Annotated in this window: 9 protein-coding genes and 1 tRNA gene; 4 read left to right on the forward strand and 6 right to left on the reverse strand. The window is 54.3% G+C overall.

Annotated elements, in window-relative coordinates; translation table 11 throughout:
• Nucleotides 1-10: 10 nt before the first annotated feature.
• The 3 genes from HMPREF1207_RS13565 to HMPREF1207_RS13575 are packed head-to-tail and all read right to left on the reverse strand — an operon-like array spanning nucleotide 11 to nucleotide 3796.
• Nucleotides 11-727 carry a hypothetical protein gene (locus HMPREF1207_RS13565; protein ID WP_138918250.1) on the reverse strand — a complete coding sequence of 239 codons (717 nt, stop codon included), beginning with the start codon at nucleotides 725-727 and terminating at the stop codon, nucleotides 11-13.
• Entirely contained in the window at nucleotides 724-2934 is a 2211-nt protein-coding gene (locus HMPREF1207_RS13570) for an ABC transporter permease (protein WP_009676989.1), read from the reverse strand. Before HMPREF1207_RS13570 ends, HMPREF1207_RS13565 begins: the two co-directional genes overlap by 4 nt.
• On the reverse strand, nucleotides 2927-3796 hold the full coding sequence (locus HMPREF1207_RS13575) for an ABC transporter ATP-binding protein (RefSeq protein WP_009677110.1): 870 nt from the start codon (nucleotides 3794-3796) through the stop codon (nucleotides 2927-2929). Before HMPREF1207_RS13575 ends, HMPREF1207_RS13570 begins: the two co-directional genes overlap by 8 nt.
• 186 nt (nucleotides 3797-3982) lie before the next feature.
• Here HMPREF1207_RS13575 and HMPREF1207_RS13580 point away from each other — a divergent pair.
• From HMPREF1207_RS13580 to HMPREF1207_RS13595, 4 genes are all read left to right on the forward strand, one after another.
• Nucleotides 3983-4059 (forward strand) — tRNA-Pro (locus tag HMPREF1207_RS13580).
• Between the two features lie 216 nt (nucleotides 4060-4275).
• Nucleotides 4276-5823, forward strand: a complete 1548-nt coding sequence (locus tag HMPREF1207_RS13585; RefSeq protein ID WP_009677042.1) for a CAP domain-containing protein — start codon at nucleotides 4276-4278, stop codon at nucleotides 5821-5823.
• A 235-nt stretch (nucleotides 5824-6058) separates the two neighbouring features.
• Entirely contained in the window at nucleotides 6059-8047 is a 1989-nt protein-coding gene (locus HMPREF1207_RS13590; protein WP_009677065.1) for an FAD-dependent oxidoreductase, read from the forward strand.
• Between the two features lie 316 nt (nucleotides 8048-8363).
• Entirely contained in the window at nucleotides 8364-10400 is a 2037-nt protein-coding gene (locus HMPREF1207_RS13595) for a sensor domain-containing protein (RefSeq protein ID WP_231392045.1), read from the forward strand.
• Between the two features lie 104 nt (nucleotides 10401-10504).
• On the opposite strand, the gene HMPREF1207_RS13600 is transcribed toward HMPREF1207_RS13595, so the two are convergent.
• The 3 genes from HMPREF1207_RS13600 to HMPREF1207_RS13610 form a co-directional block, all read right to left on the reverse strand.
• Nucleotides 10505-11734: a phenylacetate--CoA ligase family protein gene (locus tag HMPREF1207_RS13600; RefSeq protein ID WP_009677015.1), complete on the reverse strand. Its 1230-nt coding sequence runs from the start codon at nucleotides 11732-11734 to the stop codon at nucleotides 10505-10507.
• A 65-nt stretch (nucleotides 11735-11799) separates the two neighbouring features.
• Nucleotides 11800-13089: a 3-dehydroquinate synthase II family protein gene (locus HMPREF1207_RS13605; RefSeq protein ID WP_009677064.1), complete on the reverse strand. Its 1290-nt coding sequence runs from the start codon at nucleotides 13087-13089 to the stop codon at nucleotides 11800-11802.
• A gap of 18 nt (nucleotides 13090-13107) precedes the next feature.
• Entirely contained in the window at nucleotides 13108-14457 is a 1350-nt protein-coding gene (locus HMPREF1207_RS13610; protein ID WP_009676995.1) for a phenylacetate--CoA ligase family protein, read from the reverse strand.
• Nucleotides 14458-14475: the final 18 nt, after the last annotated feature.

The raw sequence follows: 14475 nt of genomic DNA on the forward strand, positions 1-14475 counted from the left end.
GCCGGCTATATTATTCTTCTTCGGAGACAATCCAGCGGCTGCGGTCATGAACCGTATAGTTCAAGATTACGGTTAAAACGAGTGCAGCAGACAGCAGAACAAGGCGGTTCGGAAGAAAAAGATCCGGGATCTCCTTAGACTGCTCCTGAATATGGACCGTATAAATGGTGAAGTAAGGAAGCCAGCTCCCGTGTGAAAGAATATCGAGCATCCACAGGGCGAGTCCTGCAAAAAGTCCGGCGTAGAGCTTCTTGACCGTAAGCATAACTGTAAGGGTAAGAACGGCGATAAACAGCAGAGCCGGCAGCATCTGGAGCAGAAGCGGCATGAAGCTGTGCAAGGTACGTATAGAAGACTTACCGGCAGGGCCGTAAGAATACACCAGCGTTGTTACGGCACCGAATTTCGCTTGGTAGGCCGTAAACCAGGCAGCCTGATAACCTGTGCAGACGGCCAGCAGGATCAGTCCTTTACGGGCCGCCATCCCTGTCAGGGACTGGGGAAAGGTCGCGTAAATTTCCATAGGCCCTCCGAGCTCCCGATGAAACAGCGCGGCACAAAGCATGACAACGAGCGGGTAGAAGGCAAGCTCCCCGTAAAACAATGCATTGCCCGGCTGCTCCGGATCCGAGCTCCAGATAGCACATCCGAGCATAAGTACATAAAGAAGCGGAGGCAAGCCCCACATGCTTTTAAATCCTCTGAGGTCCTGCAGCCATAGGCTCACGATCCGAACACCTTTGCCCATTCCCGGTTCCAATCATCAAGGGTGACTACCGGATAGCGGAAAGGGGCGTCGGGAGCGCTAAGCCCTTTTTTATAAAAAGAGGCCAGCACTTTTTTCACTTCTTCCGTTTTGTCCGCATCCAACGCCTCACGGACTTGTAGGAGAATATGGTTCTTGATCTGTTGGCCGAGACCCCGGTCACCGGTCATTCGATCTTTCGGAAGAAACTGGTCCGAGAACTGAACGCTCCTGATTTGCTCCTCCGTAAGCTGAAGTCCGTCCCGATAATACAGATATAAAAACGCGGCACGGATTTCCATGAAAATGGAAGGCTTGACGGTCTCGTCCGTGTTACCGTTCGCATCTTTGGAAACCTCAGCGTAACTGCTTTGGTAGGAGTCATCTCCGAACAGGAGAGCATAAGTGGTCCGAATACGCTGATAATCGTCCAGGTTGTGATTTCTGGATTCGTTGATATAATAGCTGCTTCCCGCAACCGCCGATTGACGGCTGTCCGGAGAAATCAGATTCCCGTAAGACAGGTACACGATGTTACGCACGGCGCTTAGATTTGTCTGCAGAAGAGCTTCATAATAAGCTTTCATCCTCAACATATCTTTCCAAAAAAGGTCGGCTTCCAGCCGGTTGCCCGGAGTTGTTTGCAGCTTGAGACTGCCCTTGGGGTCACTGAACTGAATAAGGTTTCCCGCTATGAAGGTCAGATGTTTTACACCCTTCTGCTCAAAATGCTGGATGCGCGCGGCACCTTGTTTTTCCGTAATAGAACCGTAGATGAGGTTGGAAAACCCTTTAAAAGTGACATCGAAATCGGCCGGCTGAGCCAGGGGTTGCGGTCCGCCGTAGAACAGCCCTTTTTTGCGCTCATCGGTAAGGTAGAGCGGTCCGTTGTTAGGTAAAGGATACCATGCTGCCGAATTGGGCAGGTAAAGATAAGGGTCCATGACGAAAGAAATAATCTGCTCACCCTGCTGCGGTCCGTATGTCCAATTGATTCCTTTGCTTTCATAGTTGAAGGTAAGCGTCTGGCTGCTTTTGGAGGAGTCAAAATGACGACTCTCGACGGAAACCAAATTGCCGTGGCGCGTAAACGATACAGGTTGATTATCGAGCAGCAATTGTTCCACGTGAAAATAATCATGCAGGGTAAATGAAACGTCGCCCTGGGGCAAATCCGCGGGCCGGAGCGACACTTCTACAGAGGCTCTGAGTCCATCCGAAGAAGCAGGGGCCAGCTCCATTTTGTAAGAAGAGACGGTAAACTGAGTAATCGCGCGCTGATTATAGACCGATTCTGTCGGTGCGTTCCGAAGTTGTTCCCGGTATGCCGCAAAATGCGGAGTCCAGAATCCCACATAGGTGTAATAAGAGCCCGCGGACAAGACGGTAAAAAGAATCAGGGCGCCCGCCCATCTGGCGCGTGTTCCGCTCGGACGGACCCATTTCAGAATCGTAACGCAAACGGTAAGCAGGACCAGGGTGAAACTGAGTACAAACCATCTGGCGAGCCAAGTTTCCCGTTCTTTTATCCACGGTCCCCATGCTTCATTGGCGTAGAAGGAATCGAGCGTTATCCCGCTGAGATGGAAGGGCTTCAGTACCCGCAGCTCCAGAATGCCGAGACGTTCGATAATGAATTGATCGATAAAAAACGTGCCGAAAACCCACGCGCAAAAGCCGATCAGATACACGATGCGGTTGCGGATGGAGATGGCCAGAAGCATAGCCAAGGCCAGAGTAACCATATAGGACCATTCGTACTGGACTGCGAAAAAGGAAAGCTCCCGAAGCATGATAGGCCTGCCGATGCCGTAGTGAAGGGCAAAGCACACATACACGACTGCCATGGCCGCCGTAAACAAGGAAAGATACAAGAGCCCGGCCGCATATTTCACGCTGAAAAGGACCGCAGGTGAGACGGGAAGGCCCGCCGTCCATTCGTAGGCCGTTTTGGCGGTATCCCTGCGGATAAGCAGGATGCCCAGCAGCATGGCCGCACCCAAAGTAAGCGTGTGCTTCACCTTATGAAAGTCATACACGTACAAATAAAGGTCCTGCGATACAGGAGGAGCGATTCCTGAGAGAGAGTAGACCATCCAGGCTCCGAACAGAACCGGGAGGACCAGAAGAACGGGATTGCTGCGCAGCAGCCGCAGTTCCAGCGAAAAAGCGCGCAGCCATCTATGCACGCCGGTCACCTCCGATCAACGCGAGGTAGCCGTCCTCCAGCGTGGGCTTCACGGCTGCGGCATTCTCCGCGGGCGGGGTCGCCGACACGATGCGGCAGAGCATGCCGTGGTCGGTCCGGCGGGCGGTTACGACCTCATGCGGCTCATAGGCCGCAAATTCCCGCTCGCTGAGCTCCGCTTCCCAGACCAGACCCTCGGCGCACTCCTGCAGGCCGGCGAGACTTCCCGCGAAGGCGACGCGTCCACGGTGCAGCACCGCTACCCGGCTGCAGCTGCTCTCGATGTCCGCGACGATATGCGTGGACAGCAGTACCGTCCGGCTCAGGCTGGAGCGGTTCAGGAGATTGCGGAAGCGGACCCTCTCCTCGGGATCCAGCCCCGCCGTGGGCTCATCTACGATGAGCACCCTGGGGTCCCCGAGGAGAGCCTGCGCAATCCCCAGACGCTGTTTCATGCCGCCGGAGAAGGTTTTGATCTTGGCGCGCGCCTTGTCGGTCAGATTGACCTGCTGCAGAATCTCGCCGATCTGGGATTTGCGCTCACGGGCGCTTTTGATGCCTTTCATGACGGCCACATAGTCCAGAAATTCGTAGGCTGTGAGCTGCGGGTAGAGATGAAAATACTGGGGGAGATAGCCCGTGATTTTGCGGATATGCTCCGCATCCGAAAGCAGGTTCAAGCCTCCCACGCGAACAGTACCTTCCGTAGGCTCAAGCAGAGTGGACAAAATGCGCATGAGCGTTGTTTTGCCGGCGCCGTTCGGCCCGAGCAGGCCGAACATCTCTTGTCCGATCTCCAGGTTCACCCCGGTGAGAGCCGGGTGATTTTTATATTGTTTAGATAAATTGCGGATCTCAATCATGAGGATCTTCCTTTGTGAAGGTTTACTTTACGCGTATGTACTCTTTCAACGATAGAAGATGTAAAATAGTTTGGACGGCCGGGTGATTGCCAGCTTTTTACCGATCATTTTGCGGAAGAGAAGTATTGAACTCTTTTGCCGCTGTGCTATAATATTTAGTATCGAATTGATCTATTTCCGAGTAATCGAGACGTGGCTCAGCTTGGTAGAGCGCTTGCTTCGGGAGCAAGAGGTCGCAGGTTCAAATCCTGTCGTCTCGACCATCATTTCCCCCATGAATTGGCTCATTCTCTAATACATGTACATACAGACCGCCGACAGGCGGTCTTTTTAGTATGCCGGGAAAGAGGGTTCCGACCCGCCTGACGAAGAAAAAACTTCTTCAATCGCCAAAATCTATCAAATTATCAATTTACCCCGTCCCCATGATTCGCTAGAATAGAAGAGCGGCATCATAATTCCGATCAAGGAGTGAGGGTATGAGAACTAGAACAGGCAAAATGTTGATCGGCGGTTTTTTAACGGCAGCTCTGCTGGCTTCAGGACTGGGCGGGAATGGCTATAAGGCCGCTGCGGCGTCCCAGACGTCCCCTTCCTATAAATCCGCGTTTAAGGACACCAAGGGCCACTGGGCTGAAGAAACGATCCGCTGGGCGTATGAGCACAAGATGACGGACGGTTATGCGGACGGCACGTTCCGGCCGGATAAGGCCGTTACCGAACCGGAGTTTCTGGCATTGCTGCTGCGCGCTTACAACAAAGTGGGGTCCGGAACGGCGGCAGGCTCCCAATGGTTCGATCCCTATTATACCAAAGCGGCTATTTATTCCTGGCCGTTGCTTAAAAATACAACCTCCCCTTATTTACGGGGAGATGCAGCCAGACTGATTGCGGCTACGCAGGGCAATCTGCTTTCGACCAAGGAAGCGGTGCAGCGTTTGCTGGATCAAGGCTTGTCTCAAGGCAAAACGGACGGGAGCGAGAACGGATTCCGCCCCGATGACGCTTTAACCCGCGCGGAAGCGTTGAAGTTCCTGCAAAATCTGCTCGGCGTACAGAGCGATCTCGTCGCTGTCGCTTATTCGGAAATCCCGAATAATTCCGGCAGCGCCGGCGGGGCCGCACCCGGTGGAACGGTCGCCGTGCTGGACAATTCGGGTAGTAACGGCAGCCCTAAGACGGAAAGCCTGGGAGCCCGGCATTTTATGATTGAGGGTGCGGCCGTAGGCGATACGGAAGCGGACCTGACCAAGCGGCTGGGCCAACCCGCCCGCAAAGATACGGGAGGCAGCGGGCTGACCTGGTACATTTACAACACCATGGACTACAAACACTACCTGCAGGCGGGAATCAAGAATGGCCAAGTCGCCGCGCTGTATACGGTCACAGGTAATTGGACGGAAGCGAACGGAGTCACGCCGGCTATGAACGAGGAGACGGTCCGCCAGAAAATGGCGGGCGCCAAAGCCGTCAGCGACTCGGGCAAGGGTGCGGTTTCGTTCGAATCGGGCGGGGTGAACGTCAGTTTCTACTTCGATGCAAACGATAGCGGGAAACTGATCGGCATGCTCGTCCAGGATACGTCCATGTCCGCCGCAAAAAGCAGCTCCGGCACCTTAGCCTCGCGCAGTGCGGATCAGCGGATCGCCTACGAGAAGCAGACGTTCGATCTGACGAATGCCATTCGCGTCCGTCACGGCAAGGCGCCGTTCGAATGGGACGAGCCCATCGCCTCGACGGCCCGCAAGCATAGCGAAGATATGGCCGTGAACGGATATTTCGATCATACAAACAAGCAGGGACTCTCTCCCTTCGACCGGATGGAGAAGGACGGGCTGAAGTTCCGGAGTGCGGCGGAAAACATCGCGGCCGGTTACTCGGGACCGATTGAAGTGGTGAACGGCTGGATGAATTCCTCCGGACACCGCAAAAACATAATGGGCGATACCACCCGCTTGGGCGTCGGAGTTTACTTCGGCGGCTCCATGAACGTATATTACACACAAAACTTTTATACACCGAGATAACGTAATGTGCATCTCATCTCCTGCGGGAAGACCCGTGGAGCGACGGGTTCCTGAGAAGGAACCCTTTTTTTCCGGTTAAGAAACGGAAGGGGCGGGCTGTCTCCCCGCGGGTTCGCTTACGGGCAGTCAAAATGAAACCTATCCCCGCCAAGCTTCGTCTAAATAAGAGATTTATCGACGGCTTATTCACCAGGGGATAGAGGGGAACCTATTTCGCAGAAGGATGAGGTTGAAGATGACGCAAACGACGGATTCGAGAAAAAAAGAGAGTCAATCACGTACTTATCCCCGTAAGGGAATGGGATTAATAAGCGCTTTTTCTTTTCTGCTGCTGATCAGTTTAAGCTGGTGGGCCTGGTCGGCCTGGAAAGGGACGGATACGGTCAAGCCCGGTCAGTCCCAATCCGTCAAGAAAGTGGCCTCGATTAAAGCGCCCGAGTCCGAATACGACGTGATCGTCGCGGGTACGGACCCGGAAGGCATCACCGCGGCCGTATCGGCGGCCCGTAACGGGCAGAAGACGCTTCTCGTGGAGAACCGCGACCGGGATGTGCTGGGCGGCTTATTCACCGAGGGCTGGCTTAACAGCCTGGACAACAGTTTCGCGCCCAACGAAGAAGGGAAATCCGACGCCGGCAAGTTTCTGAATGAGGGAATTTTCCTGGAATGGCGCAAGGGGATTGAAGGCACTTCGTTCGACGTGACAACCGCAGCCAACGCGTTCTACGACCTGGTGCGGAAGGAGAAGAAAATCGACCTGCTGATGCATGCCAAGAGCTTTACGCCGATGGTGAACGGATCGCAGACCGTAACGGGATTGAATATCACGACGGCGGACGGCAAAGAACACAAAGTGAACGCCCGGGCCGTCATTGACGCCACACAGGACGGAGACGTGGCTGCGGCCGCCGGCGTGCCTTTTACAATCGGGCGTCAGGATCTTGGGGATGACAAATCGCTCATGGCCGTTACGCTTGTATTCCGTTTAAAAGGAATGACCGAAGAAATCTGGCAGCAGATGAAAAAGAACGGCGAGAACGACCCGCATCTGCTCAGAGGCATGGGCGCCGATGCCATGAGCGGCTGGGGATACTCGGCCATGTGGGATTACAAATCGACGAACCCCGAGCGGGTTCGCATGCGCGGCTTGAACATCGGCCGCCAGAACGACGGATCGATTCTGATCAATGCGCTGCAGATCTTCGGGGTTAATCCGCTAGACCCCGCTTCCGTCAAGGAAGGAATGGAAATCGGCCGTGCCGAGCTCCCGCATGTGCTGGATTATATGAAGAAAGAATTCCCGGAACTTGCGCCGCTCGAACTGGACGGCTCGGCTCCCGAGCTGTATGTCCGGGAAACGCGCCATATGATCGGCGAATACCGGCTTACTATGGTAGACGCGCTCGATAACCGCGATCAGTGGGACAAGATAGCTTACGGCTCCTACAACCTCGATATTCAGAGTACGGACGCCAAGTATCGCGGGGATATCGTTTTGAAGCCGAGTCAGTACGCCATCCCGTTCCGGGCTTTGGTCCCGCAGAAAATAAACGGGCTGCTGGTGGTCGGACGTTCGGCGAGCTTTGATTCGCTGCCCCACGGATCCGCTCGGACCGTCCCGGTCGGGATGGCGTCGGGCCAAGCGGCAGGTGCCGCGGCCGCGGTGGCGGCCAAAAACAAGGTCAGCTTCCGGGAGCTGTCCTTGTCGAAGCCGATGGTTACCGAGCTGCAGGAAACCCTGGTGAAGCAGGGCGTGCGCCTGGAGCCTTACAAATTCGCTGCGCCCACGTATACCAAACATAAAGCTTACGAAGGCTTGAAAGCTGCCGTAAGTCTCGGTATCGCCGCGGGAGGCGAGAAGAACGAGTTTCAGCTGGACGAGCCGTCCAACCCGCGGCGGTTTGCCAACCATTTTAACACGATGAAGACGGTGCTTGGCCGGACCTACCCCAAAGCCGTAAGCGGCAGCGCGGATGCGGCGGTCAAGGGATTGACCAAACCCGGAGACATTGCATTGACGTGGGATCAGGCGGCCTGGACCATATCCCAGGCGGTGGGAGCTAAAGTAAGACGGAGCGAATCGGCCGCTTATGTGCTGGAACAGAAGCTGGTCGAACCGGCGACTTTCGAAGCGATCGAGAACAAATCGAAGCTGACCAACGGAGAAGCTTATATGCTGCTGCGTGATGTGCTTAAAGCCCAAGCCGGGGTCGTTTACCGGTAGTAGAAAGTGCAGGGAAAACGAAATGAGTCATATTCGGAACCGGTCGTGATGTGCGGCCGGTTTTATTTCTTTTACAAAAATAAATTTATACTAAAACAAGAGAAATGTATCCCTTTAGGCTAGTAGATATCTGCTATAATGATAATAATTGGTAAATGTATAAAGATTATAATTCCATAAGAAAGTGAGCACTTGAATGAGGCAGCTGAGGTCTAGTCCCGTATATCGGCACATTATCCGAAATGGCAAGGCTTATTTATTAACGCTTCTTGTACTCACTATCGTGAACAACTTGTTCTCGGTCGGACAGGACCACATGATTAAAGTGTTTATATTCCTGACGACCGTTCTATCCGCCGTATTCCTGAGAAAATCAGTTGTGCTGCAACATATCCTCGCTTCGATAGCCTATATTACCTTGTTTACTCTGCTTCACAACATCGACTATTTCAAACTTCCTTCCATCATGTATACTCTTCTGCTGCTGTATGCTTTCCTGCTTCCCGGTTTGTGGGTGCCGACGATTGTCGGAGCGGGCTTTCTGCTTTTTCTGCTCACCTATTCAAGCACGGTCCAGTTCGATTATCTCCGGGCCAATCTGGTCGGTGTCGTATTTAATACGGTCGTTTATGCCGCATTAAGCTATTTCTTCAGGCAGATGATCATAGAACGCGACCGGCTTAAAGAAAGCGAGAACCGTTACCGGAGTTTGATCGAAATATGCCCGGAGCCGATTGTGGTCCAGCAGAAGGGCAAGCTCGTCTATGCTAATCCGGCTGCCGTCCAATCACTGGGTGCGGAAGACGTGAACAAACTTTTAGGGCGGTCGGCCTTGAGGTTTCTCCATCCGGAATCACGCAAGAATGCCCTGGAGCATGTGAACGAAGTTTTGGAAAAAGGGGCTTCCGCCCGCATGGAGCAAAGGTATGTCCGTTTGGACGGTCAGGTAAGGAGCTGCGAACTGGTACTCGTTGCAACTAATTACGGGGGCAAGCCCGCGTGCATGAGTATCGGCAAGGACATTACGGAACGCAAGAAGGCCGAGGAAAAGATTAATCATATGGCTTACCATGACACCTTAACGGGGCTGCCTAACCGCAGCTACCTCAACGAGTGTCTATATATGGCGATCGAGAGAGCAGGGCAGACGGGATCGCAATTGGCGGTGCTTTTTTTGGACCTGGACCGGTTTAAAAATATTAACGATACCGTCGGTCATATATACGGCGATCTTCTGCTGAGACAGGTTGCCGAACGGCTGCAGGCATGTCTCGGTACGTCCGATACCGTATTCAGGCACAGCGGGGACGAATTCGTCATTTTGCTTGAAGGGGTGACGGAAGAGGGCGTCCGTGTCCAGGCCCAGACGGTGCTGGATCAGTTCAAGCAGCCATTCCAGCTGCACGGGCACGAGGTCTATACGACCACAAGTATCGGCATCAGTATTTACCCGCAGGACGGCATGGACCGTGATGTACTGATCAAACATGCGGACATGGCCATGTACCTGTCCAAAGAAAACGGGAAAAACAATTACCAGTTTTACCGGGTGCACAACAACCGGCTCGCCCGGAAGCTTAAGCTGGAGAACGGGCTGCGCAGAGCCCTGGAGAAGCAGCTGTTTACCCTTCACTACCAGCCGCAAATTAACCTGGCCAGCGGAGAGATTGTAGGAATGGAAGCCCTGATTCGCTGGATGGACCCGGAACTCGGGGTTGTCACGCCAGGGGAGTTCATTCCGATCGCCGAGGAAACGGGGCTTATCGTGCCTATCGGCAAATGGGTGCTTCACACAGCCTGTCACCAGTACAAACAGTGGAGGGAAGCGGGGCTGCCGGAAATCCGTCTGGCCGTCAATATCTCCGTAAGACAATTCCAGGATAAACAGCTCGTCTCAACCATCCAAAGCGTCCTCGAAGAATTCGACATGAACCCGGCTCATCTGGAGCTTGAAATTACCGAAAGCATCATGCAGAATCTGGATCAGTCTCTCGTGATTTTGACCGCATTGAAGAAGATTGGAGTCAAGCTTTCGATCGATGATTTCGGAACCGGCTATTCCTCCCTCTTCTTATTGGATAAACTGCCTATCGACCATATTAAAATCGATCGCACCTTCATAGAAGAAATCACGTTCAATGCCAACACGGAAGCTATTGTCCGAACCATCATCGATATGGGCCGGCATTTAAAATTCCAGCTTATCGGAGAAGGCATCGAACATGAGAGGCAGATTCATTTCCTCCAGGAGCATCAATGCACGATCGGACAAGGCTTTTTCATCAGTCCTCCGTTACCCAGCGAGAAGGCTGGAGAGCTTTTAAGCAGGAAACAGCCATTTGTTCAAGTCTGAAGACTTTTCGCCGTCAAACAAATAAAATCCCCCGGCCAAGTAAGGCACGGGGGATTTTGCTGTATTCGACCCTATCGGGAGTAGACGCCGAACGTTACGACGGTTTAAAGCATAACCTCTGCCGGCTTTACGATGTAAAGCGGCTTGGTGCTGACCTGGCGCTCAACAAGCAGGCGGCGGTCGAAAAGGGCTCCGGGCTCGCCTGGTTCCACAACAACCGGAAGCTGAAGCCGTTCGGTGAGAATGGACGCAAAACGCGTGAGCACTCCGGCGTCTTTGCCCTGCCATTCGAACGTGAAGTGAAGCCCGTCCTGCGCAGGCGTTACTTTCCAGGCATCCGGCAGATCCGGCAGCGAATACACGGCGTCGTGAATGTCCGCCGGTTCCAGTATCCGGCCGGCAACCTCCAGCCTGTCCAGCTGCCGTCCGTAATGGGTCAGCCTGCGTCCGCTTCTCCCGCACGGACAGTTGACTTTTTCGAGGGAGATCACGTCCCCGTTCAAATAACGGAGAAGGGGGGATCCCTCGTGGGTCAGCGTTGTGATCACGGCAAGACCTTTGCCCCCGCCGGGCTCAACCGCCGCTGACAGGTCTTCTTGCAGCACTTCCACGAAGAAATCGTCTTCGGCCACATGCAGAATGCCGTGCTCGCACATCGCGGCTATGTTGGCCGTCTCCGTAGAGCCGTACAAGTTGTAAACCGGCACGCCCCAAAGCTCTTCAATCTTCTTTCGGCGCGACTCGGCCAGAAGTTCTCCCGCGACGCCGATGGCCCGGAGGTGGGGGAAATCTTCCCGGCAGCCGAGATCGTGCAGCCGTGCGGTTGCCGCCAATATTTCCATCTCGCGGGGAAGGCCCGTCATCACCGTTACATTCAACTTGCGCAGCAGTTCAATGATGCGCGGATATGGTGTCATCGTATTCCGGCTGCTGGCCGGAAGCACGCATGCGCCCGCCTGCCGCGCGGCCTGTTGAACCAGGTGAGCCGGCAGGGACAGCGCGTAAGGGAACCGGTTAAGCAGCCGGTCCCCGGGTCTAAGGCGCAGGCCGGAATCGCCGATCTGACGGCCTCCCGCTTCCAGATCCCGGACTGTGTACCAAGCCGAAGCGGGCAGGCCGGTCGTTCCGAACGTTTCGAAGTACTGGCAGACTTCCTCCGGCGGCACCGCCAGCAGATTCCAGGGACCTGCTTCACGGAGGTGGTCTTTGGTCGTAAGCGGCAGCTCGCCGATGCGAGAAATATCTCTTATTTCCCGTTCCTCTGCCGAAAGGTGTTTTCTATAGAAAGGTGATTGTTCCAATCGCTCCATAAGGGCGGTAAATTTCACGGACACAGGATGTTCCCCCTTAAATGGGTATGGGCTTGCAGATCCGAAGAATCTGGTTTTAGAGACGACGCTTACTGTTCGATAATCAGCTCGTCGACTTTCACGCCGACATGTCTTCCGGGGTCCATTGTATAGCCCAGCACCTGGTCGCCCGGCTTTAATGTCGTAATGTTGATCGGCTGGCCCTCCGTGCCGAATACGCGCACGTGCCAGTCCTCTTGCATAATGACATTAAGAGTCGTTCCATCTTCCGCCCGGGCTTCGATATAAAGCAGAGGGCGCCGTTCGATTTTCACGCGGCCGACCGAAACGCGTCTCGCTTTGCCGGATGTGCTGACGACGAGGACTTCCATTCCCGATCGCAGATCGGACAAGTACCAGGTCCGGTTATCCGGCGCCAGCACATAGGTGTGCAGGCTGCCCGCGTTGATGCGGAAAGGTCTCGTCGGCATATACGGAAGCGGATGTGTCTCGCTGCAGGCAAGAATGCCCCCGCAGGAAAAGGAACCGAGCAGCACACCCTCGTCGAGGCCGAGATAGCTCGTCAGGTCGATACAGGCGCGATCGCCCATGCCGACATGCTCCGTCCGTACAATGGTCAGCTTCTGAAGCGGCTGACCGCCTTTTTGGCCCGTTGAAGTAATTACTTCGCCGACCGCATACACTTGGCCGAGATCGCCCGACGCGATCAGGACGCCATCCGCCCCGCATTCGAGTACGCCGAAGACGACTTTCGCTTCGATATCGTCGCGTACTTTCATGACCACTTCGGTACCGAAATTCTGGGCGTCCGCCAGAACGATTTCAAGCGGAATTTTTGTATCGTCGCGGAATTCGACAATTAGCAGAGACACCTCGTGGGTCATGGCTACGGCGAGCTGCAAAGACTCAGGGTCCGTTACATTCACACTCGTGCCGATTTTACAGGTAATGGCTTCACGGTTGCGTCTGAACCAACTGCTGCCGATCACCGACGGTTCCAAAATAATGATGTTGTAGGCTTCATTTAAAGCCGCCAGCTTATCGGGAGAAGGGGTGCCCTCGACATAAGTGATTTTATCCAAAGTCGGAGGGAGCTGCTTCACCTGCTGCTCGTTGGCTACGACGCCGGTGAATTTCTGGTGAGGCAGAGCTTGTACGATAGCGCCCCATTGCTCCGGAGCCGTTAAAGAACTGATATCGAACCACGCGTATTTGCTGCGCACGGGCGCGATAGGTTTATTTTTGGCCTGATTAAGGCTGGAAACCGGAGTGGCTGTACCGCTTGCTTTCGCTTCGGCCGGTTTTTCGGTTGGCTGGGTGGTGGAATCGTTAGGTGCCTTCGGATTAATATCAGGCGTTTCTTTCAGCGCTTTACTCATTTCGCAGATCTCCTCTTGTTATAGTCGAATAACCCGGCGGGCTTTTCCCGCGTCTCGCTCCACGTAATCCACGACTTGAACGTCGCAGGATTGCTGGATGCTCGCTTCGATACGTAGCTTTATCTCCGTTAATAGCTCCGCCCGGTCTACGCTTGAATCGGAAGCTTCGACGAGTATGGAGAGCTCCCCGTTTTCAACGATAAATTGGTACCAGTTTCCTGTTCCGCCGATTTGCAGGAGATGCTGTTCCAGATACAGGGGAGAAAAATTCCCGCTGTTAAGGGCGAGCTGATCGCCCATACGTCCTCTCAGCTGCAAACGGCGCAGACGGCAGCCGCAAGGGCAGGGACCTTCCTCAATGCAGCCGAGATCTCCGGTTTTGTACCGGATTATGGGCATGCCGTCGCGCATCAGGGTAGTGAGAACGACTTCGCCGACGGTGCCGGGAGCTTGGGGCTCCCCCGTAACAGGATGAACGATTTCGGTATAGATATGGCCTTCTGCCAAATGGTAACCTTGGTGCTCCAGGCATTCGATCCCGATCAGACCTACCTCAAGCGACCCGTACCAGGTTGTCACCGGTGTATTCCAGATCCGTTCGATCCGTTCGCGAAGAGCGGGTGAAGCGCCTTCACCGGTCAAAAACAAATGCTGCAAGTTGAAATCCCGATGAAGGTCCATTCCCAGTTTCTGCGCATGTTCAGCCAGGGTCACGGCGTAGGAAGGAGCAATAATCAAGGTTTGCATATCCCAGGCCAGCATGCATTCAAGAGCCTTATCTGGGTGAGAATAAGCTCCCCCTTTGCCGACAGGCAGTACGCAGCAGTCCTGCATATATTGGAACACCCGGTGGAATGAAAGCCCGGACGAGCTCATTTCGTAGGGTAAGGCGTTTCCGACTACGGTATTTCGCGTGTTCTGCATAAGGGATGGGTAGCGGGGGGCCGTATCCAGCCGATAAAGATCATTCAAAGTATGGCCGATAAAGATCGGCTTGCCTCCGGTTGTGCCGGTCGAAGTATGGATATGAGCCAGATCAGGCGAGCAAATGATGCAGCGCGGATCATTGCGCAAGTCTTCCTTTGTCAGGAAAGGCAGCTGGGCAAATAAAGCCGGATTGGATGCTTCTTCGGGAGTCAGACCAGTGATATCCATACGCTGTTTGTAAAACTCGTTGGTTTCATACACAAATTGAAGTAAACTGCGTAAGGCCCTCCGGTGATAAGCATCCACTTCCGCCTGGCTCAGGTTCTCTACCGACATTCCGCGCTCGGTCAGGCTGTTAAGCCACCGGACGTGCGGCTCGAACCTGTCCGCCGCTTTTTGTCCGGACATCAATTCCATTTGGCTTCTGGCTGTTACGGCCACGTGCTTTCCCTCCTTATA

The sequence above is a fragment of the Paenibacillus sp. HGH0039 genome (assembly GCF_000411255.1).
GTDB lineage: Bacteria > Bacillota > Bacilli > Paenibacillales > NBRC-103111 > Paenibacillus_F.

Coding starts and splice junctions, on each gene's coding strand:
- HMPREF1207_RS13575 (WP_009677110.1), bottom strand. CDS start 3,796: ATGATTGAGATCCGCAATTTATCTAAACAATATAAAAATCACCCGGCT.
- HMPREF1207_RS13585 (WP_009677042.1), top strand. CDS start 4,276: ATGAGAACTAGAACAGGCAAAATGTTGATCGGCGGTTTTTTAACGGCA.
- HMPREF1207_RS13590 (WP_009677065.1), top strand. CDS start 6,059: ATGACGCAAACGACGGATTCGAGAAAAAAAGAGAGTCAATCACGTACT.
- HMPREF1207_RS13595 (WP_231392045.1), top strand. CDS start 8,364: ATGATTAAAGTGTTTATATTCCTGACGACCGTTCTATCCGCCGTATTC.
- HMPREF1207_RS13605 (WP_009677064.1), bottom strand. CDS start 13,089: ATGAGTAAAGCGCTGAAAGAAACGCCTGATATTAATCCGAAGGCACCT.